23 protein-coding genes are annotated in these 22,591 nt (G+C 71.8%); 17 read left to right on the plus strand and 6 right to left on the minus strand.

What is annotated here, in order from left to right; genetic code table 11:
* Both HT134_RS47395 and HT134_RS41315 read right to left on the minus strand, forming a co-directional pair.
* The coding region (locus tag HT134_RS47395; RefSeq protein ID WP_312888826.1) for a serine/threonine-protein kinase at positions 1 to 1,202 on the minus strand (1,202 nt) is incomplete at its 3' end.
* 185 nt (positions 1,203 to 1,387) lie between these two features.
* On the minus strand, positions 1,388 to 2,749 hold the full coding sequence (locus HT134_RS41315; protein WP_312888827.1) for an FAD-binding oxidoreductase: 1,362 nt from the start codon (positions 2,747 to 2,749) through the stop codon (positions 1,388 to 1,390).
* A 52-nt stretch (positions 2,750 to 2,801) separates the two neighbouring features.
* On the opposite strand from HT134_RS41315, the gene HT134_RS41320 reads away from it, so the two are divergent.
* Positions 2,802 to 3,377 carry a hypothetical protein gene (locus HT134_RS41320; protein ID WP_175605965.1) on the plus strand — a complete coding sequence of 192 codons (576 nt, stop codon included), beginning with the start codon at positions 2,802 to 2,804 and terminating at the stop codon, positions 3,375 to 3,377.
* 21 nt (positions 3,378 to 3,398) lie between these two features.
* Here HT134_RS41320 and HT134_RS41325 read toward each other — a convergent pair whose 3' ends face one another.
* Entirely contained in the window at positions 3,399 to 4,604 is a 1,206-nt protein-coding gene (locus HT134_RS41325) for an aspartate aminotransferase type Ic (RefSeq protein WP_312888829.1), read from the minus strand.
* A 208-nt stretch (positions 4,605 to 4,812) separates the two neighbouring features.
* On the opposite strand from HT134_RS41325, the gene ctaD reads away from it, so the two are divergent.
* The 3 genes from ctaD (at position 4,813) to HT134_RS41340 (ending at position 10,395) form a co-directional block, all read left to right on the plus strand.
* Positions 4,813 to 6,489, plus strand: a complete 1,677-nt coding sequence (gene ctaD, locus HT134_RS41330) for an aa3-type cytochrome oxidase subunit I (protein ID WP_175605967.1) — start codon at positions 4,813 to 4,815, stop codon at positions 6,487 to 6,489.
* A 175-nt stretch (positions 6,490 to 6,664) separates the two neighbouring features.
* Positions 6,665 to 9,394 carry an immune inhibitor A domain-containing protein gene (locus HT134_RS41335; RefSeq protein WP_175605968.1) on the plus strand — a complete coding sequence of 910 codons (2,730 nt, stop codon included), beginning with the start codon at positions 6,665 to 6,667 and terminating at the stop codon, positions 9,392 to 9,394.
* A 62-nt stretch (positions 9,395 to 9,456) separates the two neighbouring features.
* Positions 9,457 to 10,395, plus strand: coding sequence for a diacylglycerol/lipid kinase family protein (locus HT134_RS41340; protein WP_175605969.1), 939 nt, complete (start codon positions 9,457 to 9,459; stop codon positions 10,393 to 10,395).
* A 295-nt stretch (positions 10,396 to 10,690) separates the two neighbouring features.
* Here the strand turns inward: HT134_RS41340 and HT134_RS41345 are convergent, their stop codons facing one another.
* Complete coding sequence (locus HT134_RS41345) at positions 10,691 to 11,542, minus strand: NsdA family TPR-like regulatory protein (protein WP_175605970.1); 852 nt, start codon at positions 11,540 to 11,542, stop codon at positions 10,691 to 10,693.
* Positions 11,543 to 11,608: 66 nt separating this feature from the next.
* Positions 11,609 to 11,995 carry a hypothetical protein gene (locus tag HT134_RS41350; protein ID WP_175605971.1) on the minus strand — a complete coding sequence of 129 codons (387 nt, stop codon included), beginning with the start codon at positions 11,993 to 11,995 and terminating at the stop codon, positions 11,609 to 11,611.
* A 144-nt stretch (positions 11,996 to 12,139) separates the two neighbouring features.
* Between HT134_RS41350 and HT134_RS41355 the strand changes: the two genes are divergently transcribed.
* The 5 genes from HT134_RS41355 (at position 12,140) to HT134_RS41375 (ending at position 16,294) form a co-directional block, all read left to right on the plus strand.
* Positions 12,140 to 13,114 carry a GlxA family transcriptional regulator gene (locus HT134_RS41355; RefSeq protein ID WP_175605972.1) on the plus strand — a complete coding sequence of 325 codons (975 nt, stop codon included), beginning with the start codon at positions 12,140 to 12,142 and terminating at the stop codon, positions 13,112 to 13,114.
* A 98-nt stretch (positions 13,115 to 13,212) separates the two neighbouring features.
* On the plus strand, positions 13,213 to 13,815 hold the full coding sequence (locus HT134_RS41360; RefSeq protein ID WP_175605973.1) for a cysteine hydrolase family protein: 603 nt from the start codon (positions 13,213 to 13,215) through the stop codon (positions 13,813 to 13,815).
* 416 nt (positions 13,816 to 14,231) lie between these two features.
* A complete protein-coding gene (locus tag HT134_RS41365) occupies positions 14,232 to 15,221 on the plus strand; it encodes a serine hydrolase domain-containing protein (RefSeq protein ID WP_175605974.1) in 990 nt (329 codons plus the stop codon).
* A gap of 19 nt (positions 15,222 to 15,240) precedes the next feature.
* On the plus strand, positions 15,241 to 15,849 hold the full coding sequence (gene wrbA / locus HT134_RS41370) for an NAD(P)H:quinone oxidoreductase (protein WP_175605975.1): 609 nt from the start codon (positions 15,241 to 15,243) through the stop codon (positions 15,847 to 15,849).
* Positions 15,850 to 15,946: 97 nt separating this feature from the next.
* On the plus strand, positions 15,947 to 16,294 hold the full coding sequence (locus tag HT134_RS41375) for a MazG-like family protein (RefSeq protein WP_175605976.1): 348 nt from the start codon (positions 15,947 to 15,949) through the stop codon (positions 16,292 to 16,294).
* Between the two features lie 40 nt (positions 16,295 to 16,334).
* Here the strand turns inward: HT134_RS41375 and HT134_RS41380 are convergent, their stop codons facing one another.
* Complete coding sequence (locus HT134_RS41380; RefSeq protein ID WP_175605977.1) at positions 16,335 to 17,468, minus strand: FAD-dependent oxidoreductase; 1,134 nt, start codon at positions 17,466 to 17,468, stop codon at positions 16,335 to 16,337.
* Positions 17,469 to 17,598: 130 nt separating this feature from the next.
* Between HT134_RS41380 and HT134_RS41385 the strand changes: the two genes are divergently transcribed.
* The 8 genes from HT134_RS41385 to HT134_RS41420 all read left to right on the plus strand — a co-directional run bounded on the left by HT134_RS41385 (position 17,599) and on the right by HT134_RS41420 (position 22,580).
* Positions 17,599 to 18,237, plus strand: a complete 639-nt coding sequence (locus HT134_RS41385; protein WP_175605978.1) for a TetR/AcrR family transcriptional regulator — start codon at positions 17,599 to 17,601, stop codon at positions 18,235 to 18,237.
* A 45-nt stretch (positions 18,238 to 18,282) separates the two neighbouring features.
* The gene (locus tag HT134_RS41390) at positions 18,283 to 18,450 is read left to right on the plus strand and encodes a hypothetical protein (RefSeq protein ID WP_175605979.1); all 168 of its coding nucleotides are present in this window, start codon (positions 18,283 to 18,285) and stop codon (positions 18,448 to 18,450) included.
* 198 nt (positions 18,451 to 18,648) lie between these two features.
* The gene (locus HT134_RS41395; RefSeq protein ID WP_175605980.1) at positions 18,649 to 19,029 is read left to right on the plus strand and encodes a phage holin family protein; all 381 of its coding nucleotides are present in this window, start codon (positions 18,649 to 18,651) and stop codon (positions 19,027 to 19,029) included.
* Entirely contained in the window at positions 19,026 to 19,823 is a 798-nt protein-coding gene (locus tag HT134_RS41400; protein ID WP_175605981.1) for a DUF3618 domain-containing protein, read from the plus strand. Before HT134_RS41395 ends, HT134_RS41400 begins: the two co-directional genes overlap by 4 nt.
* A complete protein-coding gene (locus tag HT134_RS41405; RefSeq protein ID WP_175605982.1) occupies positions 19,820 to 20,854 on the plus strand; it encodes a YihY/virulence factor BrkB family protein in 1,035 nt (344 codons plus the stop codon). The genes HT134_RS41400 and HT134_RS41405 overlap by 4 nt, the downstream gene beginning before the upstream one ends.
* The gene (locus HT134_RS41410; RefSeq protein ID WP_175605983.1) at positions 20,851 to 21,279 is read left to right on the plus strand and encodes a protease inhibitor I42 family protein; all 429 of its coding nucleotides are present in this window, start codon (positions 20,851 to 20,853) and stop codon (positions 21,277 to 21,279) included. Before HT134_RS41405 ends, HT134_RS41410 begins: the two co-directional genes overlap by 4 nt.
* Before the next feature lie 32 nt (positions 21,280 to 21,311).
* Entirely contained in the window at positions 21,312 to 22,130 is an 819-nt protein-coding gene (locus HT134_RS41415) for a DUF1838 family protein (RefSeq protein WP_217708993.1), read from the plus strand.
* 9 nt (positions 22,131 to 22,139) lie between these two features.
* Entirely contained in the window at positions 22,140 to 22,580 is a 441-nt protein-coding gene (locus tag HT134_RS41420) for an HIT family protein (protein WP_175605984.1), read from the plus strand.
* Positions 22,581 to 22,591 lie beyond the last annotated feature (11 nt).

Below are 22,591 nucleotides of genomic sequence, written 5' to 3' on the forward strand. Positions count from 1 at the left end.
CAGGGCGCCTGCCCGCCCGCGCCCGGTCCGGCGGGGTGGGCGCCGGCGCCGCCCGCGGCGGCCTGGGGCATGCCGGGGTGCTGGGCACCGGGCTGGGGCATACCGGGGTGCTGCTGGGCGCCGGGCTGCGGCATGCCGGGGTGCTGGGCGCCGGGCTGGGGGCCCTGCTGGGCCGCGCCCGGGTGCTGCCCGCCGGCGACCGCCTGAGGCATGCCGGGGTGCTGCCCGCCCGCGGCAGGCTGCGCGCCGGGGTGACCGCCGGGCTGCTGCGCCGCGTTGGGGAGATGCGCGCCCGTCTGGTGCGGGCCGGAGTAGGGGGCCTGGCCGTCGGCGACCGCCTGGCCCGGGATCGCCTGGCCGCCCGTCACCGGCTCGATCGCCGCCTTCGGCGCGGGCTGCCCCGTGAGCCGTACGATCAGCTCGTCCGCGCTCGGCCGCACCGCCGGGTCCTTGGACAGGCACAGGGCGACCAGCTCGCCGAGCGTCCCGTCCATCCCGCCGAGCTGCGGCTCCTCGTGCAGGATGCGGTTCATCACGACGGGGATGGAGTCGGCGCCGAACGCCGGCGCGCCCGTCGCGGCGAACACCATGGTGACGCCCCACGCGAACACGTCCGCGGCCTCGGACACCACGCCGCCGCTGAGCTGCTCCGGAGCGAGGTACGAGGGCGTGCCCATGGCCATGCCGGTGGCCGTCGCCCCGGGCGAGTCGAGCGCCCGCGCGATGCCGAAGTCGATCACGACCGGCCCCTCGGGGCCCATGAGCACGTTGGCGGGCTTGAAGTCGCGGTGCAGGATCCCCGCCCGGTGGATGGCCGCCAGCGCGGTCGCCGTACTGATCGCGAGCCGCTCCAGGGCGGCCCCCCGGCGCGGCCCCTCGTTGAGGACGAGCTCGCGCAGCGACGGGCCGGGCACGAACTCACTGACGATGTACGGCCGGCTGCCCTCGAGGTCGGCGTGGAGCACGGGCGCGGTGCAGAACCGGGCCACCCGCTGCGCCACGGCGACCTCGCGCAGGAAGCGGCTGCGGGCCTCGGGGTCGGCGACCGCGGCGTGGTGCAGGAGCTTGACCGCCACCTGCTCGCCGGATTCGTCACGTCCCAGATAGACGACGCCCTGGCCGCCCTCGCCGAGACGGCCGAGGAGCTCGTAGGCCCCCAGCCGTCGCGGATCGTCCGCCGCCAACGGCTGGTACGGATTCACGTTGGACCCCCATGACCACGCATGACTTCATGACAACTGGGGCAGAACGCTACCAGCGTGATGCTTGGTGCGTGGCCCGGCCTTGACATTTCTTTCACGATTTGTCGTCTCATGTCAGCGCTTGTGTGCGGATTGTGGCCAGGACCACGCTCGCCGTCATGCCCGGCGTCAGGGGAGGAGCAGGGCTAGATGGCCTTGCCCGGGTTGAGGATGCCCAACGGGTCGAACACCGCCTTGATCCCCTGCTGCACCTCCTGCGTGAGCGGCCCGGACTCCAGCGCCAGCCACCGGCGCTTGAGCAGGCCGACCCCGTGCTCGCCGGTCAGCGTGCCGCCGAGCTCCAGCGCCCGGGTGAACACCTCGTCGGCCGCCGCCCACACGTTCGCCGGCGGCTCGGTCAGGCCGTGCTCGAAGACGAACACCGGGTGCAGGTTGCCGTCGCCGGCGTGCGCGACCGTGAGGATCCTCGCCTCGTGCCTGGCCGCCGCCGCCTCGACCGCGCCGACCATCTCGGGCAGCGCCGAGCGGGGCACGCACACGTCCTCCACCAGGCACGCGCCGAGCCGCTCACCGGCGTGGTAGGCCATCCGGCGCACGGCGATCAGCTCCTCGGCCTCCTGCGGGCTGGAGGAGACGGCCACGAACGAGGCGCCGTTCGCCACGCACAGCGCCTCCATGCGCTCGACCACGGCCTGGCTGTCGGAGGCGTCGGACTGGCCGATGAGCATGGCGTTCGTCCCCGGCTCCAGGCCGATGTTGCGCCACTCGTCGATGGCCTCCAGCGTCGCCCGGTCCATCAGCTCCATCAGCGACGGCTGGCAGCCGGCCGCCATGATGGCCGCCACGGCGGCGCCCGCGTCGCGCAGCGAGCCGAACTCGGCGGCGAACGTCGCCGGCGGCCGGTCCGGTGCGCGCCGCAGCCGCACCGTGGCCGAGGTGATGACGCCGAGCGTGCCCTCCGAGCCGACGAACAGCCCGGTCAGGTCGTAGCCGGTGACGCCCTTCATGGTGCGGCGGCCGGTGGTGAGGATCCGCCCGTCGGCCAGCACCACCTCCAGGCCGAGCGCCGAGTCGCGCGTCACGCCGTACTTGACGCAGCGCAGCCCGCCCGCGTTGGTCGCCAGGTTGCCGCCGATCGTGGAGATCTCGTACGACGACGGGTCCGGCGCGTACATGAGCCCGTGCTCCCGGGCGGCCCGGTCGAGGTCGGCGGTGATCACGCCGGGCTCCACCACGGCGATCTCGTCGGCGGGGGACAGCTCCCTGATCGCCGTCATGCGGGCGAGGGACAGCACGACCGCGCCGTCGGTCGCCGTGGCCGCCCCCGCCAGGCCGGTGCCCGCGCCGCGCGGCACGACGGGGACGCGGTGCTCGCTCGCCCAGCGCATCGTGGTGACGACGTCGTCGCGGGTGGCGGCCAGCACCACGCCGAGGGGCTTGCCGGGCTCGACGAACGTGCGGTCGCGCGCGTAGGAGTCGGCCACGTCGGGATCGGTCACGACACGCCCGGCGGGAAGGGCGTCGACCAAGGCATCGATGGGTCTCACATGAAGAACCTTACGGTTTGCGCGTATCGACGCTTACGGCCAGACTGCCCGGGTGGAAGTGACGTGTCCGGTGTGTTCCCAGGCTGACCAGGTCGTCTCCGTGCCGGGCGCCGTGGCGGCGGGGACCACGTACCGCATCGGACGCGTGCGGCTGCCCGGCGAGCGCGAGATCGCCGACCTGCCGACGGCCGTGTCGCTCGGCGCGACCAAGCACCAGATGAGCCGCACCCAGCTCGCCGTGTGGATGTCCTTCCCCAGCCGCCAGTACGCGCCGTGGGTGCGCAACCAGGGCTACATCCTGCTCGGGGTGGCCGCCCTCGTGCACCTGGTGGTGTCGCTGGTGATCGCCATGGGCAAGGACTCGGGGTGGGGCGAGGTGCTGCTCGCGCCGTTCTGCCTCACCGGCCTGTTCTGGGGGTTCGGCCTGCTCCAGGTGCTCGGCTCGTACGGCGCCCGCCGGCGCGACCGGGCCGAGGAGCCCGCGCGCGAGCAGGCGCTCCAGGTGTGGGAGCGCCTGCGTTACTGCGCGCGCGACAACGCCGTCTTCGAGCCCGGCGTCGGCGTCTCGGTCCATCCGAGCGAGACGCGCGACTACATCTTCGGCTTCAGGCGCGCCGGCCGCTCCTGAAGCCGTCCTGCGTGGCGCCGGTCAGGCGTGCTCGTCGGCGACCAGGCGGGCGCACACGGCGAGCCCCGTGATGGCCTGCTCCAGCTCGTCGAGCCCCGGGAAGGTCGGCGCGATGCGGATGAAGCGGTCGTCGGGGTCCTTGCCGTAGGGGTGGGTGGAGCCGGCCGGGGTGAGCGCGATGCCCGCCGCCTTGGCCCTGGCCACCACCTCGGCGGCGTGCGGCACCTCCAGGCTGATGAAGTAGCCGCCGACGGGGCTGCTCCAGGTGCCCAGGTCGCCCAGCTCCTTGGCCAGCACCCGGTCGACCAGCTCGAACTTGGGCCAGATGAGCTCGGCGTGGCGGCGCATGTGCGCGGCGACGCCCTCGGGGTCGCGCAGGAACTCCACGTGCCGCAGCTGGTTGACCTTGTCGGGGCCGATCGACTGCTTGGAGGTGTTGTGCAGGAACCACTCGACGTTGGCGGGGGAGGAGCCGAAGAACGACACGCCGCTGCCCGCCAGCGTCACCTTGGAGGTGGAGGCGTAGACGAACACGCGGTCGGGGTTGCCGTGCTCGGCGGCCAGCGCCAGCAGGTCGGCCAGCTCGGCGGGGGCGTCGGTGAGGTGGTGCACCGCGTAGGCGTTGTCCCAGAAGATGCGGAAGTCGGGCGCGGCGGCCGGCATGGCGGCCAGCCTGCGCACCGTCTCGGCGCTGTAGGTGACGCCGGACGGGTTGCTGTACTTGGGCACGCACCACATGCCCTTGACGCTCGCGTCGGTGGCGACCAGCCGCTCGACCACGTCCATGTCGGGGCCGTCGGCGTTCATCGGGACGGGCACCATCGTGATGCCGAACCGCTCGGTGATCGTGAAGTGCCGGTCGTAGCCGGGCACGGGGCACAGGAACGTGACCTTCGGCTCCTCGACCCACCGCCGCGCGGCGCCGGGGACCGGGGTGAGCAGCGCGTGCACGATCGTGTCGTGCATCAGCGCCAGGCTGGAGTTGCCGCCCACGACGAGCTGGCCCGCCGGCACCTGCACCAGCGGCGCGAACAGCTCGCGCAGCTCGGGCAGGCCCTGCAGGCCGCCGTAGTTGCGGGCATCGGTGCCGTCGGCGGCGCGGAAGCTCGTCGGCAGGCGGAGCATGTCATTGGAGAGATCCAGCTGGCGCGGGGACGGCTTGCCACGGGTCAGGTCGAGCGAGAGGCCACGCTGGACGAGGTCGGCGTAGTCGCGCTGAGCGTTCACGAGATTCTCTCCTCCGAATGGGTCGGATACGAAGGATAGAAGACGCGGGCCCACGAGCAGGAATCCGTCCGCCATCTGGAAGGGCGGACAGGACGAAACATGACGAACGCATTGCGGGGCTTCACGCGGGGCGATCGGTGGCGTGCAATGGAGGGCACCCGGGGGTCCGGTACGGCAGGGCCATCACTCCGCTCAGGAGGGAGCAGGCGTGACCACTGTTCGCGAGACCTCGATCGCCCAGGTGAGGCGGCGCCGCACCGGCACCGTGGTCGTCTCCTGGCTGTCCACGACCGACCACAAGGTCATCGGCTACCTCTACCTGATCACGTCGTTCGTGTTCTTCCTGGTCGCCGGGGTCATGGCCATGGTGATGCGCGCGGAGCTGGCCCAGCCGGGCATGCAGCTCGTCACCCAGGAGCACTACAACCAGCTGTTCACCATGCACGGCACCGCGATGCTGCTCATGTTCGCCACCCCGCTGTTCGCGGGGTTCGCCAACGTGGTGATGCCGCTGCAGATCGGCGCGCCGGACGTGGCGTTCCCGCGGCTGAACGCGGTGGCGTACTGGCTGTTCCTGTTCGGCAGCCTGATCGCGACGGCGGGGTTCTTCACCCCGGGAGGCGCGGCCGACTTCGGCTGGTTCGCCTACACGCCGCTGGCCTCGGCGACCTACTCGCCGGGCATGGGCGGCGACTTATGGATCATGGGGCTGGCGCTGTCGGGCCTCGGCACGATCCTCGGGTCGGTCAACTTCATCACCACGATCATCGGGATGCGCGCGCCCGGGATGACGATGTTCCGCATGCCGATCTTCACCTGGAACGTCCTGCTGACCAGCATGCTCGTGCTCATGGCGTTCCCGGTGCTGGCCGCCGCGCTGCTCGTGCTGGAGTCGGACCGCAAGCTCGGCACCCACGTGTTCGACGCGGCCAACGGCGGCCCGATGATCTGGCAGCACCTGTTCTGGTTCTTCGGCCATCCCGAGGTCTACATCATCGCGCTGCCGTTCTTCGGGATCATCACCGAGGTCGTCCCGGTCTTCTCCCGCAAGCCGATCTTCGGCTACATGGGGCTGGTCGGCGCGACGATCGCGATCGCCGGGCTGTCGATGACGGTGTGGGCGCACCACATGTTCCCGACCGGTCAGGTGCTGCTGCCGTTCTTCTCGTTCATGACGTTCCTCATCGCGATGCCGACCGGCGTGAAGTTCTTCAACTGGATCGGCACCATGTGGCGCGGCCACATCAGCTTCCAGACACCGATGTTGTTCGCGATCGGCTTCCTGGTCACCTTCCTGCTCGGGGGCCTGACGGGCGTCATCCTGGCCTCGCCGCCGCTGGACTTCCACATCAGTGACACCTATTTCGTGGTGGCGCACTTCCACTACGTGGTGTTCGGGACGGTCGTGTTCGCGATGTTCGCCGGCTTCTACTTCTGGTGGCCGAAGATGACCGGCCGGATGCTCGACGACCGGCTCGGCAAGGTGCACTTCTGGACGCTGTTCATCGGCTTCCACACGACGTTCCTCGTGCAGCACTGGCTGGGGGCGGCCGGCTTCCCGCGCCGCTACGCCGACTACAGCGCCGCCGACGGGTTCACGACGCTGAACGAGATCTCGTCCGTCGGCGCGTTCCTGCTGGGGCTTTCCACGCTGCCGTTCCTCTACAACGTCTGGAGGACCGCCCGGCGGGCCCCGCGGATCACGGTGGACGACCCGTGGGGCTTCGGCAACTCCCTCGAATGGGCCACCTCGTGCCCGCCGCCGCGGCACAACTTCACGTTCATGCCGCCGATCCGCTCCGAACGGCCGGCCTTCGACCTGCACTACCCGCACGAGAAGCCCGCGGAAGACGCGGAGCGGGGCGGGACACCGCCGCAGGAGTGACCGCCATAACCCTCCTATTCTGAAATGTCCTAAATACATCACATTTCAACAACGCCCTTTACGTCCCCTTTACCCACCCTCTAACGTCCGGCATTGCACACCCCATGGCCATGCGCCCGGCGATCCCGGGCAGAGAGGGTTCCTGGTGCCCAGCACGAAACGCCTGTTAACAGCCATGCCCGCGGCGGCTCTGCTCGCGGCCGCGCTCACCGTCCCGGCAGCCACCTCCCAGGCCTCGGCGTCGGCGGCCGTCTACCAGCCGACCAAGGCCGACTACTACATCAACTACGCCCCGCCCCGGGACGAGCCGGAGCCCGGCGAGCCGCCGTCGCCGAACAGCCGGCGCGCCCGCGCCCAGTCCCCGGCGGAAAAGGTCGACCGCAAGTACACCGAGGGCAACCCGGCGGCCGCCCGCGTCCTCGCCGCGCGCGAGCGGGAGGCCATCAAGACGGGCCGAAACCCCGCTGAATTCATCTTCAAGAACGCGCAGCAGACGAAGACCGCCAAGCTTCTCACGCTGCTCGTCGAGTTCAACGAGAACGCCAACGACGACTTCTCCGGCTTCAACCGGCTGCGCACCCCGGACAGCGCCCCCGACGACTGCGTCGTCGAGCCGCCCGGCACCCTGAAGAACGGCCCGCTGCACAACAAGATCCCTGACCCGGCCACGCTCCCGCACCAGGACAACAACTCGTTCTGGGTCAAGGACTTCAGCACCGAGCACTTCAACAAGATGCTCTACACCGACCAGGGCATCACCGAGCGCGTCCGCCCCGACCTCAAGGACCCGCGCGACGGCAAGCCCGGCATCGACATCTCCGGCTTCACGATGAAGAAGATGTACGAGGAGATGTCCAAGGGCGCCTACTCCGTCACCGGCTCGGCCGCCGGCTGGATCAAGGCCCCGCACTCCGAGGCGTGGTACGGCGCGGCCGCCTGCGGTGGAGCGCCCCAGGACATGTCCGGCCACCCCGACAACCCGACCGGCGCCGGCCAGCTCGCCATCGACGCGGTCAACGTCCTGGCCCAGACCCAGCCGAACTTCCCGTGGGCCGACTACGACCTCGAGGACGTCTCCGACGCCGACGGCGACGGCAACTACGCCGAGCCCGACGGCGTGATCGACCACCTCGTGCTCGTCCACGCCGGCAAGGACAAGTCCGCCGACGGCGGCGCCGAGGGCACCTACGCCATCTGGGCCCACTCCAGCGCGGTCGCCGGCGGCTACAAGGTGCCCGGCACCGACAAGAAGATCTCCAACTACATCGTGCAGCCCGAGGACTCCGGCGTCGGCGTCTTCGCCCACGAGTACGGCCACGACCTCGGCCTGCCCGACCTGTACGACACCAGCGGCGCGGCCAGCAGCGCCGTGGACTTCTGGGACCTCATGTCCAGCGGCTCCCACTCCGGGCCGATCTTCCAGTCGATGCCCACCCACATGGGCCTCTGGGACAAGTGGGTGCTCGGCTGGGCCAACCCGAAGGTGTTCAACCCGGGCGACGCCGCCAAGCTCGTGACCGTCGGCCAGTCGTCGCGCACGCCCAAGCTCACCCAGGACGGCGTCCGCGTCAACCTCGCCTCCACGCCGCTGAAGATGATCGACCCGCACAGCGGCGCCAACGCGTGGTGGTCCGGCATGGACCAGGAGTGGGCCAACGTCTCCCTGGCCCGCGACGTGCCCGTCCCCGCCGGGAGCGACGTGCGCTTCTGGATGTGGAACAACTACGAGATCGAGCAGGACTGGGACTTCGGCTTCGTCGAGGTGTCCACCGACGGCGGCCAGACCTGGGCGCAGCAGAAGGTGTACGACGAGGCGGGCAACGAAGTCAGCACGCCCGACGGCTACCCGGACCCGAACAAGAACCTCAAGACGTTCGGCGACAAGAAGTACGGCCTCACCGGCAACACCAACGGCTGGCGGCACGACTACGTCAACCTCACGCCGTTCGCCGGCAAGACCGTCAAGCTCCGCCTGAACTACAACAGCGACGCGGCCTTCACCCCGCGCGGCTGGCACGCCGACGACTTCCAGCTCACCAACGGCGGCACCGCCGTGTGGAGCGACGACGTCGAGAACGGCGCCAACGGCTGGAAGGCGACCGGCGGCACCCACACCAACACCAGCGGCCAGGGCTGGACCATCAACAACGGCTCCCGCCAGATCGACCGCTTCTACCTCGCCGAGTGGCGCAACTTCGACGGCTTCGACAAGGGCCTGCAGTTCGCCTACGACAGCACGTACTCGCGGGACGGCGCCTGGAAGGTGCAGAAGGTCAAGTACAACGCGCCCGGCCTGCTGGTCTGGTACCGCGACTCCACCTTCACCAACAACTCGATCGGCAACAACCTCCAGCTCCCGCCGAGCATCGGCTCCAAGGGCAGCCTGCTCGTGGTCGACTCCCACTACGACCCGCTGCGCCGCACCGGCACGGCGGCCGCCAAGGACCCGACCCGGCACAAGAACATGGAGGGCCGCTCGCAGTCGTCCAACGCCGCCTTCTCCTTCGGCAAGACGTACCCGTTCAAGGAGTGCCTGGAGGCCGCGGACGAGCCGTTCAGCGAGTACTGCACGGACGTCCCCGCGCTGAAGGGCGTGCCGAACTTCACCGACGCCAAGACCTGGTACCCGGGCCTGGAGGTGCAGGACGGCAACCTGTACTACCGCGACTTCGACGCCTCGACGGTGGTGCCCTCCAAGGGCGACCAGCAGTACAGCACCCGCGTCGTGCACCTCGACGGCACCCCCGCCACCGAGCTGTACGGCACGGACATGGGTGACGGGCACAAGCTCGGCTCCGGCAACCCCGGCGACGAGGGCAAGGCCCTGGGCGTCCAGTTCAAGCTGGTCTCCCCGCTGCCGGGCAACCTGGGCGCCGTCGTCCAGGTGATCCCGCCCAAGAAGTGATCTCCACACGATGATCCGCAGGGCCGCCGGGGCACCCCCCGGCGGCCCTACGATTGGGCACTATGAGCGAACTGCGCACCAAGGCCGAGCACACCGAGGCGATCCGCAAGGACCGCCGCGTGGCAGTGGTGATCAACACTCGCTCCCGCCGCGGCCGGCGCCACTACGTCGAGGTGATCGAGCGGCTGCACCAGCTCGGCTTCGAGCCGCTGGCCGAGATCGGCGTCTACAACCCCAAGCGGCTGCGCGAACTCCTCGACACCGCCCTGGCCACCCGTCCCGACCTGCTCATCGTCGGCGGCGGCGACGGCACGCTGTCCTCCGCCGTCCGCCACGTCGCCCACCGCGACGTCGCGCTCGGCGTGCTGCCGCTGGGCACCACCAACAACTTCGCCCGCAGCCTGGGCCTGCCGCTCGACCTCGCGGGCGCGATCCGGGTGTTCGACACGGGCAAGGTCGCCGACATCGACCTCGGCATGGCCGACGACCGGCCGTTCGCCAACCTGGCCAGCTTCGGCGTGTCGGTCGAGGTGGCGGGCAAGGTCAAGCCGTGGCTCAAGCGCGTCCTGGGCCGTCCCGCGTACCCGCTCACGGCTCTGACGATCCTGCCGGGCCACCGGCCGTTCCGGGCCTACATCACGGCCGACGGCAAGCGGCACGAACTGCTCACCCACCAGCTCAACATCGCCAACGGCCGCTTCCACGGCGGCTGGCAGGTCGCCAAGGACATCAGCATCGACAACGGCATGCTGGTGGCCTACCAGCTCGGGTCCGGCAAGAAGCTGCGGCTGCTCGGTGAGACGCTGGCACGCGCCACGACGGGCCGCTGGCGCAGCCTCGCCGGCGGGCCGTTCGTGGTCGGGCGCGAGATGCTGCTGGAGACGGACCCGCCGATGGCGGCGGATGTGGACGGCGAGGTGCGGCTGCGCACGCCGATCCGGCTGCGGGTGGTGCCGAACGGGGTCCGCGTCATGGTCCCGTCCTCCTTCGAGGACCGCTGACCTCGGGCGTAGAGGGCTCTCAAAGCACGGTCCTCGTACGGGGCTCGGGCTGCGAGGGGACTCGAAGCGCGGTCCTCGCATGGAACGCGCTTCGCGCGACGAGGCTCGGGCTGTGACAGTGGGGGAGCCGAGCTCCCCCACACCCCCTTGCCGGGGGTCTCCCGACCCCCGGGCCCCCGAGCGTGGGCGAGCTGCGGCGGCAAGCGCATGCCGGGGCAATCACCAGAAGGCGTCACCGTCGGCGCAGCACGGGCACATCACGACCGGCGAGATCACGGCCAGATATCCGCGCTGTTCAGGCCGTTGATCGGCGCGCGGTCGTGAGTGCCTCCGCCACCGTCTCCACGTGCGCCGAACGACGACTTCGGAGGAGTGTCCGCACATCCACGAGTTCCTTGTGGGCATGGCGGTTCAGCTTGACGGCATCGTCGACGATCGGGAGCCCCACGTCCAGGGCAGTCCGTGCGTCCCCGGCCTCCGCGTACGCCCTGACCAGGCAGGAGCCGTACCACGCGCGGTCGCGTCTGTAGGACGTCGGCAGGCTCGCCAGTCCGGCCGTCAGCAAGTCGGTGGCCTTGGGCCAGTTCGACAGCTGCAGCTCGGTCATGCCGCGCTGCAGCCGGAACCATGTCTCGTCGTAGAAATACATCCACGCCGGTTCGCCGTCGGCGTGCTCGGCGGCTCGGCGGATCAGGGCTTCCGTCTCGTCCAGGAGCGTGCGCGCCGGACAGGCCTCTCCGGCCAGCGCGTGCCCTCGGGCCGCCATTTGGGTGGCCATGCCGCGTACGCCGGGAGTCACCCGTCCGGCGTGCAGACGCGCGGCTTCGGCCAGCCGGATGGTCCGGCGGGCGTTGCCGGCGCTCCATGCCTGATGGGCCTTCATGCTGAGCGTGGTGGTCGCTATGTTGACGTCGCCGATCTCCCATGCCCAGTCGTGGGCGCGGTCGTACCAGGCGAGCGCGGCGGCCTGGTCGTCGATGTCGAGTGACATCCACGCGACGAATTGGGCGTACTGCGCAGCCAGATCCACCACGGTGCCGGCGATGCCGCCGCGGGCGTTCCGCGCCAATTCGACCACAATGCGATGAATCCTGCAGGAGTTCCGACGCCCGCCGATCCGGCAGATGACACCGTCGCACGGCTCCATGCCGAATTTCTGCGGCAGGCCACCCGCTTTCCCGGACGATCGGCGACCTGGCGGCCCTTCCCGGTTCTACAGAATGGCGATCTCCTGCCGCGTCGCCTGATCCACCAGGCGGCGTCGGGAAAGCGGCTCCTTGAGGTGGAACTGATATGTGCGCGGAAAGCCGAAGTTCGTCGACACACCTCCGCCCTCCCAGGGGAAGATCGACTCACAGTCGTCGCGAACCTCGATACCCAGGACGACCTGCTCCGAGGTTTCCGACATCTCCGTATCGGTGACCCGCACGCAGAACCTCCCGTCGGGGCCCGGCCTGCCGGTGATGATCATGGCGGTTATCGTGCGACCCCCGGTGCTGACGGCGGCGGACTCGATGGGATACCAGTGTGCCTGCCGGGCGCACCCTGCGGTCAGCAGGGCGCTGACGGCCGCCAGCGCCCATCCCAGGCGGTTCACCATGACCTCCTCCGGCTCACTCAGGTGATCTTACGTTTCCTGGCCTCGCTGCCGAACGCGTCGCTTCCGCCCCCTGAGCCGGCGGTGTCCGGATGTGACAGAACACCGTCATGGCGGCCACGCGCCGCCACCGGTGACAATGAACGCATGTCCGCTCCGCACCGTGTCGTCGTCGCCGTGTTCCCCGACGTCGATCTCCTCGACGTCACCGGGCCCGCGGAAGTGTTCGCGGTCGCGAACCGGGAGATGTCCGGCGGGACGCCCTACCAGGTGCTCCTCGCCGGGCCGGACGGCGGCCAGGTGCATACCAGCGCCGGGGTCCGGCTCGCCACCGACCTGTCGTTCGACCAGGTCGGCGAGCGGGTGGACACCCTCGTGGTGCCCGGCGCGGTGGACGGTCGCGGCAGGCCGGTGATCGACCCGGCCCTGGTCGGCTGGATCGCCGAGACCGCCCGGCACGCCGGCCGGGTCGCCTCGGTGTGCGTCGGCGCGCACCTGCTGGCCGCCGCCGGGCTGCTGTCGGGCCGGACGGCGACCACGCACTGGGCCACCGCCGACCGGCTGGCCGCCGACCATCCCGACGTCACCGTGGACCCCGACCCGATCTACGTGCGGTCGGGGAACGTCTGGACGGGCGCGGGCATCACCGCGTGCATGGACCTCGCGCTCGCCCTGGTCGCCGAGGACCACGGCGAACGGCTCGCGCTGGCGGTCGCCCGGCACCTGGTGATGTACCTCAAGCGGCCGGGCGGGCAGAGCCAGTTCAGCGTCCCGCTGTGGCTGGCCCCGGGCGAGCGCCGCGACATCGGCGAGCTGCGGTCGTGGATCACCACGAACCTGGCCGCCGACCTGTCGGCGGCGGCCCTCGCCGAACGGATGTGTCTCAGCGAACGGCACTTCGCCCGGGTCTTCCGCAAGGAGACCGGCGTCACCCCGGCCGCCTACGTGGAGGCGGCTCGGGTGGAGGCGGCCCGGCGGCTGCTGGAGGGCACCGACGAGCCGCTCGGCCAGGTCGCCGCCGCGTGCGGGCTGGGCTCGGTGGAGACGCTGCACCGGGCGTTCCGGCGACGGCTCGGCACCACCCCGGCGGCCTACCGGCGACGCTTCCGCACCGCCGCCTGACCGCTCTTTCCCTGCCCCGGCCTGCCCGGCCGGCGGCTTCACCCTGCCCCGCTTCCCGGCGATCCCGGCCGGGCATGCCGAAAATCCAGGAGGACGAGATGACTGTTTCGACGACCCTGCGCGACGTGATCGGCCTGGAGGGCGCGCTGCCGGCGCTGTCCACCGGCACCCTGATCATGATCGATTTCCAGAACACCTACCGCACCGGCGTCATGGCGCTCCCGGACGCCGGCCGCGCCCTGGACGCCGCCGCCCGCCTGCTGGAGCGGGCCCGCGCGGCGGGCACCCCCGTGGTGCACGTCGTCAACGACGGCGGCGAAGGCACCCCGTACGACATCCGTGCCGAGATCGGGCAGATCGCCACGCCCGTCGCGCCCAGCGACGGCGAACCGGTCGTGGTGAAGCGTTTCCCGAACTCCTTCCACGAGACCGACCTGCTGGAGACGCTGCGCCGGCTGGACGCCGGGCCGGACCTGGTGCTGGCGGGCTTCATGACCCACATGTGCGTCCAGTTCACCGCTCAGGGCGCGTTCAACCTCGGCTACCGGCCGACGGTCGTGGCCGAGGCCTGTGCGACCCGGCCCTTGGCGGGCCCGGACGGCACGCCGATCCCGGCCGACGTCCTGCATGCCGCCGCGCTGACCACGATCGGCGACCTGTTCGGCCGGATCGCCTCCCGCGTGGCCGACCTCCCCGCCTGACCGGGCGTGCCGGCCGGCCCGGCTCGTTCATCGCCTGTTCCCTGGCCCAGGCGAGAATCCGGTCGGACCTGCTCGGTGGTTCGTCGCGGGCCGTCTCCTGATATCGGGCGGCGGCGTCGGGTCCGACGTCGACGGGCCAGATGGTGATCAGATACACCTCTGGGCAGACCTGCCGGCGCGCCTCGTCGTCGAGGCTCCCACGCGCCGAGGTCGGGCATGGGCGGGGCCGCTGTCGCGAGCTGGATCGTCACGTCGAGAAAGGCCGTGTGCACCCCTGTCCAGATCACCGCGGCCCCGGGCCGGGAAGAGGCCAACCGGTCAGGTGAGTGGTCCGGGGCGCCCTTGTCCGGACCCGCGGTCGCCCATCAGGAGCTCGTTCAGGGAAAGATCATCTCATGTCCCCGTTTCACCGGCGAATGTCAGCCCTCGTCTCCGCAATCGGCTACCGCGAGGACGAGCCGCTCGTCGCCGGGATACGGCGGCGCGGCGCGCCGCCCCTCCTCCTGGCCCAAGGGCTGACCTTCACCGGTGAACCCATGACCGCCACGACACTCGTCTACGCGGCGTCGCTGTCGAAGCAGATGACCGCGGCCTGCGCGGCGCTGCTCGTCCGGGACGGCGTGCTGGACATGGAGTCGCCCCTGTCGCCCTGGCTGCCCGAGCTGCCCGCGTGGGCCGGCGCCGTCCGGCTCCGGCATCTCGTCCATCACACGGCGGCCCTGCCCACCGACGCCGAGGTCGACGCCCTCATCGCCGGCGATGCCGACCGGACCACCGCCGGCGTCATCCGGGCGCTCACCCGCTTCCCCGCCCTGGACCGCCGGCCGGGCGCCGGGTACCTCTACTCCAACGCCGGATACGTCTGCCTGGCCGCGGTGGTGGAACGGGCGGCGGACATGCCGCTGCCCGCCTTCGCCCGGCGCCACCTGTTCGCCCCGCCGGCGATGGCGGACACCCGCTACTGGGCAGGCCCCGGCCCCATGCCGCCAGGGGCCGCGCCGCTCGCCCGGCCTCGTCCCGCGCCGCTGTCCCTGGGCGACGGAGGGGTGTGGACGACCCTCGGCGACCTGCTGCGATGGGGACAGGCGCTCAACGCCGACACGTTCGGCGTCTCGGAGCTCATGCAGACCCCTGGACGCCTCGATGACGGAACGCCGATCGACTACGCCTGGGGCGCCGGCGTCCGGTCGCACGCCGGGTACCGCGTCTACCGGCACGGCGGAGGCTGGCCGGGCCTGCGCGCCCTGCACGCCCGCGTGCCCGCCCTGGACCTGAGCGTGGCCGTCGTCGCGACCGACGACCGCACCGAGCGCCGGGTCCCTCTCCTGAACGGCCTGCTCGACGTCGCGCGGGACCTCGCCTCACATTCCGGGGGGCTGCGTCGTCGTACCGGTGAACCCAGGTGAGACAACAGGGAGAGCGAGCATGCGAACCGTGAACGTCGCGGTCATCTACTACAGCGCCACCGGCACCGTACACACCCTGGCCCAGGCCGTCGCCGAGGGCGCGGAGAAGGCCGGCGCGCACGTGCGGCTGCGCAAGGTCGCCGAGACCGCCCCGCCGGAGGCGATCGGCTCCAGGCCGGAGTGGGGCCGGCACCTCCAGGACACCGCCGGCGTCGCCGAGGCCACCCTGGACGACCTGGCCTGGGCCGACGCCGTGCTGTTCGGCGCACCGACCCGTTTCGGCAACCCGGCCGGCCAACTGCGGGCGTTCATCGACACCACCGGCCCCCTGTGGTTCCAGGGGAAGCTCGCCGACAAGGTGTACTCGGCCTTCACCGCCTCCAACACCGCCCACGGCGGGCAGGAGTCCACCATCCTGGCCCTGGGCAACACCTTCTACCACTGGGGCGGCGTCATCGTGCCGCCCGGCTACACCGACCCCGTCCAGTTCCGGACCGGCAACCCGTACGGAACCTCGCACGTGGCCGGCGACGGTGCGCCCGGCGAGGTGACCCTGGAGGCGGCCCGTCACCAGGGCCGCCGCGTCGCCGAGACCGCCGCCGCGCTCAAGGCCGGCCGCGCCGCCTGATCCCCCGGCGGAGCCGGGGGATCAGGCGTCCCGTACGGGGTCTCGACGCACTCCGTGATCGTCGTCTCCGCGCCCCCCGCCGGTAGAGTGCCGCTCGATGGAACCCGACCGGACCAACGCGCTCATCCACGCGCTGTCCTCCTGGATCGACCAGTCGCCGGACAACCTCCACCGTGACCCCGAGGCGCTGCTGTGGGGCAGGGTCGCCAAGGTCGCCGAGGAGGCCGGCGAAGCGATCAGCGCGCTCGTCGGGGTCACGGGCCAGAACCCCCGCAAGGGCCGCTCCGCGACCCGCCAGGAGCTTGAGAACGAGCTCCTGGACGTGGCGCTGACGGCCCTGACCGCCCTCGCCCACCTGCGGGCCGACGACCCGCGACCGGCCGACCTGCTCGACCTGCTCGCCGGCCACGTCGAAGCCGTCGCCCGGCGAGCCGGCCTCGCCTGAACGCCTGCCCGCGCGCCCACGGTACGCCGGAGCCCGCCGGTCAGGGGCCGTCGGCGGTGGCGAAGTCGGGCAGCTCGGTGGACAGCAGTCCGTCGGCGGCGCCGTCGAGGAGCCGGGCCGTCTCCGTGGAGCGGGGAAGCATGGTCTGCTCGTAGGCGTGGACGGCTGCGCCGAGGGTGTCGTGGCGGGCGATGGCCAGGGCCAGTTCGCAGGCGTCCAGCATGGCGAGGTTGACGCCGACGCCGAGCGGGGGCATGAGGTGGGCGGCGTCGCCGAGCAGGGTGACCGTGGGGTCGTGCTCCCAGGTGTGGGGGACCGGCAGGGCGAAGATCGGGCGGTCGACGTAGGGACCGTCGTTGTCGGTGATGAGCCGGCGCAGGCGGGGTGACCAGTCGCGGTAGCGCTCCAGGAGGAGGGCGCGGATGCCGTCGGTGGCCTGGGGGGTGAGACCGCCGGCGGTGATCCAGTCGGCCGGGACGCGCTGGATGATGTAGACGCGGATGTGGTCGCCGCCGTTGCGCTGGGCGAACAGGCCACGGTCGCCGTCGGCCGCGGCGGCGCTGCCCTGGCCGACGAGGTCGGCGATGTCGGGGTGCCGGGTGGTGACGTCGTGGAACCAGGCTTCCAGGAAGCCGATGCCGGTGTGGCGGGGGGTGGCCCGGGAGACGGCGCGGCGGACCGTGGACCAGGCGCCGTCGGCGCCGACGACGAGGTCGGCTTCGACGGTGGTGCCGTCGGTGAAGTGCAGCCGCCGGGGGCCTTCGGCGGGCCTGTCGATGGTCCGCAGGGTGTGGCCCCAGCGCACGGTGCCGGGCTGGAGCGAGTCGAGCAGCAGCTCGCGCAGCAGGCCGCGGTCGATCTCCGGTTTGAACCGCTCGTCCTGTTCGGGGACGTGGTGGTGGAGGATCGTGCCGGCCGGGTCCATCTGGCGCATCTCCTGGCCCTCGGGCCGGGCCAGCCGGAAGAACTCCTCCAGGAGGCCGGCTTCGCGCAGGGCGATCTGGCCGTTGTCGGCGTGCAGGTCGAGGGTGCCGCCCTGATCGCGGGCGGCGGGGCCGGCGTCGCTCTCGTAGACGGCGGCGGCGATGCCGTGCCGCTGGAGGATGCGGGCGCAGGTCAGGCCGCCCGGGCCGGCTCCGACGATGGCGATGCGGGGCGTCGCGGTGGTCTTCATGGTGGTGCTCCGTTCATTCCGTGCGGCCGGGTGGCGCCTCGGAAGCGCCGCCCAAGAAAAACACACCAACTCAATAAGTGCAACAACCCAACTTTTGGACTCGGTCAACCGAGGGAGGTAGGGTTCCGGTATGCCCAGCACGACGACCGACGCCGCCCCAGATCCCTCGCCCGCGCCGGTGGGACGCCGCGAGCGCAAGAAGGCCGCCACCCGCCAGGCCATCGCCGACGCCGCACTGCGGCTGTTCCTGGAGCGCGGATACGACGCGGTCGGCATCCGCGAGATCGCGGACGCCGCCGACGTGTCCACCACCACGCTGTTCAAGCACTTCCCGGTGAAGGAAGCCCTCGTCTTCGACGAGGACTCCGAGCAGGAGGCCCGCCTGCTCGCCGCCGTCCGCGAGCGGCCCGAGGGCCAGTCCGTCCCCGCCGCGCTGCGCGAGCACGCCCTGACCAGACGGCTCGCCACCGCCGGCGGCGACGCCCGCTTCGCCGCCTTCACCGACCTGGTGGCCGGCACCCCCGCGCTGCGCGACTACGCGCAGAACATGTGGCTGCGCCACACCGCCGCACTCGCCCGGGCCATCGCCGAGGAGAGCGGCCTGGCCGCGGACGACCCCGCCTGCGCCGCCCTGGCCCACTTCGCCCTCGAAGCTCCCCGCGCGGCCTACGCCTGCGCCGATCCCCGCGAAGCCGTCAACCGGGCCTTCGACCTCCTGGAACACGGCTGGACCGCGCTCGCCCGGACCGAGGCGCCCCCGCGATCGTAAGCGACTGCTTACGTCGCGACGAGGCCCGAGTTGTACAGTGAAATCATGAACCCTCCAGGATCGTGGTGCGAGCGGCCCGGGCCGCAGGCCCCCTCGTGCGAGCTCCCGTCGCCGTGGAGCGAGCCGAAGCGCCCGGCGGGCTGGTGCGAGGTTCCCGAGTCGCCGGTCGTGTCCCTCCTCGGCCACCTTCTGAAGGCCGCGGCCAAGCGCTGACGCCCCGCGAGGCCGCGGCCGGGCAGCACCGGTCGCGGACCGTGGCCGAGCGCTGACCGCCCGTCGGGACGGCGGGGCCGCCGTAGATCCTCCGCGGCCCCGCGCTGAGCTGTGCCGTCGTCCGCGGCGTGGCGGCAGCCCCGTGATAGAAGGGCGATTCGATGGGTAGGCGCCTTCCTCGTCAGAGGAGGCGACGACGTGAACGAGACCCACAGACTGGTCAACGACCTGTCCGATCAGGTCACCCGGCTCGTCAAGGACGAGCTGCGGCTGGCCCGGCTGGAACTGACCGAGAAGGGCAGGCACGCGGGGTTCGGCGCGGGCCTGTTCGGCGCCGCGGGCATGCTCGCGTTCCTCGGCGGCGCGACGCTGGTCGCCGCGGTCGCGCTGCTCCTGGCGCTGGTCATGCCGGCATGGGCGGCCACCGCGGTGGTGGCGGGCGCGCTGTTCGTCATCGCGGCCGTCGTCGGCCTGATCGGTAAGAGACAAGTGGAACGGGCCACGCCTCCGGTGCCCAGCGAGGCCATCGAGAGCGTGAAGACCGACATCGACGTGGTCAAGGGGAAGGTGCGGCGATGAGCGAGACGGACCCCGGATACAGCGAGCAGCACGCCGGGAACGTCGGTGCCCACAGGGTGACCGTGGGCATGCCGACCGACGAGGAGTCGATCAACGTGCCCCAGACCCGGGCGGGCGCGGCGGAGAACGCGCTCAAAGCCGAGGCGGACCGGACCGAGCACGAGAGGTTCGACCCCGAACCCTTGGTGCGGGACGACCGCACGGCGGCTGTGGAGGAACGCGAGGGTGAGGCCCGCTCCCAGGGCCCCCAGCAGGTGACGGCCGAGGCCAGGCACGGGGCCGGGCCGGGCGCGGGCACCGCCGCGGACGTGGGCCGGGGGGCCGGTGCCGGACACGCGCGCGAGGCGCGGCCGGCGCGTCACGGCGGTGGCGAGGACGACGAGGAGGATCAAGTGCGCAGACGCATCGAGGAGACCCGCGGGCAGCTGGGCCAGACCGTGGCCGAGCTGGCGCACAAGGCGGACGTGAAGCACCGCGCCGGTGAGATGGCCGGCAGCGCCAAGGCCAGGGCCGGCGAGATGGCCGGCGCGGTCTCGCACAAGGCGGGTGAGGTCGCGGGCACGGTCTCGCACAAGGCGGGCGAGGTCGCGGGCACGGTCTCGCACAAGGCCGGCGCGATGGCGGGCACGGTCACGGGCAAGGTCCGTGAGGTGACGCCCGACCAGGTCAAGGACGTGGCCGGCAAGGTCGGCGAGCGGGCCCGCAGGCGGCCCGCGCTGGTCGTGCTGGCCGCCGCCGGCACGGTCGCCGTGTTCGTGCTGCGCCGCGCCATGAGGCGCACCAGGCGCAGGTGAGCGGCAAGGAGGAGGAGGCCCACCGGGCACAGACGGGCGGCGAGGAACAGCGGGAGCGTCGGGCACAGGTGGGCGTCACGGAACAACAGGACCGGCGGGGCGTCCCCGAGCGCCCCGCCGACTTCCCGCGCAGGGCCTGGTGGAGCGTGCTGAAGCGCACGTTCATCGAGTTCAAGGACGACAACGTCCAGGACCTCGCCGCCGCCCTCACCTACTACGCGGTGCTGTCGATCTTCCCGGCGATGATCGTGCTGGTGTCGCTGTTCGGGCTGCTCGGCCGGGACGACACGGCGGTGATCGTCGGGCACCTCGCGGTGCTGGCCCCCGCGGAGGTGCGCGACCTGCTCCAGCAGGGTGTCGCGGGCGTGCAGCGGGTCGGGTCAGCGAGCGTGTTCGCCCTCGTCGGCCTGGCCGTCGCCCTGTGGTCGGCCTCCGGGTACATCGCGGCCTTCATCCGGGCCTGCAACGCCATCTACGACATCGAGGAGGGCCGGCCGTTCTGGAAGACGACCCCGCTGCGGATCGGCCTGACCGTCCTCGTGACCGTGCTGCTCGCGGTCGGCGCGATCGCCGTGACGCTCACCGGCCGCCTCGCCGACGTGGCGGGCCGGGCCCTGGGAGTGGGCGACGTGGTGGTGACCACCTGGAACATCGCGAAGTGGCCCGTCCTGGCGCTGATCGCGGCCGGCCTGATCATGGTGCTCTACTGGGCGGCGCCCAACGTGCGCCAGCCGGGCGTGCGCTGGATCAGCCCCGGCGGGCTGCTGGCGGTCGTCCTCTGGGTGATCGTCTCGGCCGGGTTCGCCCTGTACGCGAGCCACTTCGGCTCCTACAACAAGACGTACGGCACCCTCGCCGCGGTCGTGGTGTTCCTCATCTGGCTGTGGCTGTCGAACATGGCGCTGCTGTTCGGCGCGGAGCTCGACGCCGAGCTGATGAGGGAGCGCGCCATCGCGGAGGGAAGACCCGCGGATCGCGAGCCGTACGCCGAGCCGCGCGACGCGCCGGAGCCCGATAATCTGCCTGAGTGAGGCGTCGGCGAGCAGGCATCGCGTCCGTGCTGCTGATCGCCGCCGTGACCGCCGGATGTGGCGGCGGGGCGGCGGTCAGCGATCTCGGCGTGGTCGTCAAGGGCGCCAAGGGCGCCACCGTCCCGGTCGAACTGCACCCCGGCCAGCGGTTCTCGCTGGCCGTGCCCGACAACCGGTCCGCGGGCGACAGCTGGACCCTGGAGGCGCTGCCGGACGCCACGGTCGCCTCGTTCATCAGCAAGGAGGCGCGGCGCGAGGACGCGCAGGGCGTCACCTACTTCGTCTTCAACGCCAAACGGCCCGGCGCCACCACCATCAGGCTGCACGACTGCTGGCGCTGCGGCGGCGCGACCACGCCCCCGACCGAGGAGAGCCGCCTGCGGTCCGGCGAGGCGATCTTCGACCTGACCGTGTCCCCGCGCTGAGCCGGGACGCGGGAGGCGTCCAAGATCGATCCTTGATCGAAACGATTCGGGTCGGGCAGGCTGCGGGGATGGACTACGGCAGGGACTTCGTACGGGTGCGCGCCGCGGCGGACGGCGCCGAGACCATCTCGTGGTGGACCGGCGACGTGTACGGCTGGCGGCGCGACGACGGCCCGCACCACCTGTTCGGCTTCGAGGGGCTCAACGTGGCCCGCGCCGAGCGCGACGACAGCGGCGGCTGGCGGCTGCTGACCCGCGAGGCCGCCGCCTACCTCGACCCGGTCACCCGGGAGCCCCTCACCACCTGGGACAACCCGTTCACCGGCGAGGCCGTCGAGGTGATGCACGTCTTCAACGACCCGGTCAACCAGCCGCTCGGCGACCGGCCCGTGCCGTTCACCCGGGTCGGCGACCAGGTCGTCCACCACGTGGACGTGCGCCTGGCCTACCCGTCGCCGCTGCCGGTCGCCGACTTCCCCGGCCACTCGGCGGGCGACACGTACCGGGCGATGGAGCTGTTCCAGTTCTTCTCCCGCGCCGCCGACCTGGACACGGGCGCCCCCGACGTGCCGAGCCACTTCTCGTGGTGCCGGGTGTCGCCGTGGCTGCCGTGGATGGCGATGGGGCAGCGGGAGGGGGCGCTGGTCTACCACTGCCGGGGCGGCAAGGTGAGCGAGGTGCCCGAGTGGCTGGCCGGCTTCGCCGGGGAGCGGTTCCTGCGCGCGCCCGAGACCTGGTCGGCGCCGAACATGACGAGCTGGACCGCCTTCCGCGACCGCGCCGGGGACCCAGGCCGTGCCGGCGACCGCTCCCGCGCCGGCGATCCCCGCGGGAGCCGGGCCGGCGGGTAGGGTCGGCCGGTGAGCACCGACCTGTTCTGCGAGATCGTCGCCGGGCGACGGCCCGCGTTCGTCGTCCACTCCGACGCGGTGGCCGTCTCGTTCCTCGACGCGCGGCCGCTGTTCAAGGGCCACGTGCTGGTGGTGCCCCGGCGGCACGTCGAGACGCTCGCCGACCTGCCCGCCGCCGACGTGGGGCCGTTCTTCGCGCGGGTCCAGGCCCTCGCCCGCGCCGTGGAGGAGGCCATGGAGGCCGCCGGCACGTTCGTCGCGATGAACAACCACGTCAGCCAGAGCGTGCCGCACCTGCACGTCCACGTGGTGCCGCGCAACCGCAAGGACGGCCTGCGCGGCTTCTTCTGGCCGCGCACGAAGTACGACTCCGACGACGAGGCCCGCGCGTACGCCGCCGCCGTCGCCGGGGCGCTCGCCGCGGGACAGGCCGCCGGAGCCGCCGAGTAGGCTCGCGCGGT

Origin of the sequence: Nonomuraea rhodomycinica (assembly GCF_013363995.1) — a bacterium.
Lineage (GTDB): Bacteria > Actinomycetota > Actinomycetes > Streptosporangiales > Streptosporangiaceae > Nonomuraea > Nonomuraea rhodomycinica.

Coding starts and splice junctions, on each gene's coding strand:
- HT134_RS41375 (WP_175605976.1), top strand. CDS start 15,947: ATGGAACCCGACCGGACCAACGCGCTCATCCACGCGCTGTCCTCCTGG.
- HT134_RS41335 (WP_175605968.1), top strand. CDS start 6,665: ATGCCCGCGGCGGCTCTGCTCGCGGCCGCGCTCACCGTCCCGGCAGCC.
- HT134_RS41350 (WP_175605971.1), bottom strand. CDS start 11,995: ATGGTGAACCGCCTGGGATGGGCGCTGGCGGCCGTCAGCGCCCTGCTG.
- wrbA (WP_175605975.1), top strand. CDS start 15,241: ATGCGAACCGTGAACGTCGCGGTCATCTACTACAGCGCCACCGGCACC.
- HT134_RS41385 (WP_175605978.1), top strand. CDS start 17,599: ATGCCCAGCACGACGACCGACGCCGCCCCAGATCCCTCGCCCGCGCCG.
- HT134_RS41360 (WP_175605973.1), top strand. CDS start 13,213: ATGACTGTTTCGACGACCCTGCGCGACGTGATCGGCCTGGAGGGCGCG.
- HT134_RS41380 (WP_175605977.1), bottom strand. CDS start 17,468: ATGAAGACCACCGCGACGCCCCGCATCGCCATCGTCGGAGCCGGCCCG.
- HT134_RS41340 (WP_175605969.1), top strand. CDS start 9,457: ATGAGCGAACTGCGCACCAAGGCCGAGCACACCGAGGCGATCCGCAAG.
- HT134_RS41400 (WP_175605981.1), top strand. CDS start 19,026: ATGAGCGAGACGGACCCCGGATACAGCGAGCAGCACGCCGGGAACGTC.
- HT134_RS41390 (WP_175605979.1), top strand. CDS start 18,283: ATGAACCCTCCAGGATCGTGGTGCGAGCGGCCCGGGCCGCAGGCCCCC.
- HT134_RS41355 (WP_175605972.1), top strand. CDS start 12,140: ATGTCCGCTCCGCACCGTGTCGTCGTCGCCGTGTTCCCCGACGTCGAT.
- HT134_RS41365 (WP_175605974.1), top strand. CDS start 14,232: ATGTCAGCCCTCGTCTCCGCAATCGGCTACCGCGAGGACGAGCCGCTC.
- HT134_RS41345 (WP_175605970.1), bottom strand. CDS start 11,542: ATGGAGCCGTGCGACGGTGTCATCTGCCGGATCGGCGGGCGTCGGAAC.